The organism is Bartonella sp. CM86QHHN (assembly GCF_042194695.1).
GTDB lineage: Bacteria > Pseudomonadota > Alphaproteobacteria > Rhizobiales > Rhizobiaceae > Bartonella.
Genome location: NZ_JBHIND010000093.1, coordinates 1 through 1,445, shown reverse-complemented (window position 1 = coordinate 1,445; position 1,445 = coordinate 1). Strand labels below are relative to the sequence as shown.

General features: G+C 36.6%; 3 protein-coding genes. 2 read left to right on the top strand and 1 reads right to left on the bottom strand.

Annotated features, from left to right (window positions below; genetic code table 11):
* Positions 1-269 precede the first annotated feature (269 nt).
* Positions 270-623 (bottom strand): XRE family transcriptional regulator, encoded by a 354-nt coding sequence (locus tag ACFIKX_RS09675; protein ID WP_375628671.1) that lies wholly within the window; start codon positions 621-623, stop codon positions 270-272.
* Between the two features lie 87 nt (positions 624-710).
* Here ACFIKX_RS09675 and ACFIKX_RS09670 point away from each other — a divergent pair, with 87 nt between their 5' ends.
* Positions 711-950, top strand: a complete 240-nt coding sequence (locus ACFIKX_RS09670) for a helix-turn-helix domain-containing protein (RefSeq protein WP_375628672.1) — start codon at positions 711-713, stop codon at positions 948-950.
* Between the two features lie 10 nt (positions 951-960).
* Positions 961-1,428, top strand: a complete 468-nt coding sequence (locus ACFIKX_RS09665) for a hypothetical protein (protein WP_375661252.1) — start codon at positions 961-963, stop codon at positions 1,426-1,428.
* The last annotated feature ends 17 nt before the right edge of the window (positions 1,429-1,445 follow it).

Genomic DNA, 1,445 nt, shown 5'->3' with positions numbered 1-1,445 from the left:
TTCGCACATCACTAAGAGAATTTCATCAGAATTTATAAACACTGGTTTATTCACAAATGCCTCCATACTGCCTATTGGCAATGGTTATTTTTTACTGTATGAGGGCATTTATATGCGCATATTGCACATATGTCAACAAAAAATATGTGCAAGATGAACATATATAGTGAGTATTATATTATTTAGGATATATAAAATGAATGACGTTGATTACCTTATAATGGAGGAAGTGAATAAGCTTAATGTAGATAAACAAAGAAGATTAATTATTATTCTTCGTCTTTTAAGGTATTTAAAATGCGAAGAAGCCACTGCTTTTTTTCAGGAGATATATCTTTTAAAGCGTTAAAAACTTCTTTTTGAAGTTCGCGGTCTGAAAGAGCAGTTGTAGATTTTGTTTTTATACCCTGTCCTTCACCAGTCAATAACCACCCTGTGCTTACGTTAAAAGCTTTTGCGTATCGACTCGCGGCTTTATTGATGCCGCGAACTCCTTGTTCATGTTGTATGTAAGTGTAATATGGCCAGCCATAATATTGAGCTGCTGCGCGAGCAGATTTAAATCCTTTAGCAATTCTTGCTTCTGTTAAGCGTATAGCTTGGTCTGTTTTTTGTTCTGGCATTCTATTAAATCCTTTTCATTCATAATGCACATATTATGTGTGCTTTTCGACTTGACTTTTTTCTGTGCACATTGCACACTTAATTTTATGAATAAGATAGAAGCAAAAGAACTAAGAAAACGCCTTAATCTTACGCTGGACGAAATGGCGGCGTTATTAGGCGTCAACAAATCAACGGTATGGCGTTGGGAAAAATATGGTGTTCCTTCAAGAGGAGCAGTGGCTTATCTTTTAAAATCTTTATGCGATCAAGAGCAACACCCCCCAATGTCGAAAATTTGCAAGAGCTGCGGTGTTGATCACACCGGCGATAGTTTGCAGCCTTAAGGAGATCAAAATGAGTTCGAATGAAATTTTATGGATAGCAGTGGTTTCAGTTTTGCTCTTAAGCGGAGTGATGTTTCGTATTGCATTGCATTATCGCGATCAAGTTAAAGCACTTAAAGAGCAGGTTCAAGATATTAAGAAAAAAATGAAAGAGAATGAGTTTAGGTATTTAAAGGAAAGCAAGCAGACAATTGATGAATGTGATGCGGATCTTGAAGAACGTGACAAGGAAATTAANATTGAAGAACGTGACAAGGAAATTAAACAACTGAAACAAAAGACTGAAGAACTAAAACAAAGTATAGATGCGTATCGAGAAGAGTTTACACGGAAAAGTGAAAAGATACAGGCACTAAAAGCAGATGTGCAATCACGCGACGAGGAAATTCAAAGACTAACACAAGAGCTTAAGCCGCGTGATGAAGCAGTAAAAGCGCCGCTTCATAAGAATAAGAAGAGTAAGAAGAAGGGTAAGTGAGGAGAGAAAGATGAGTT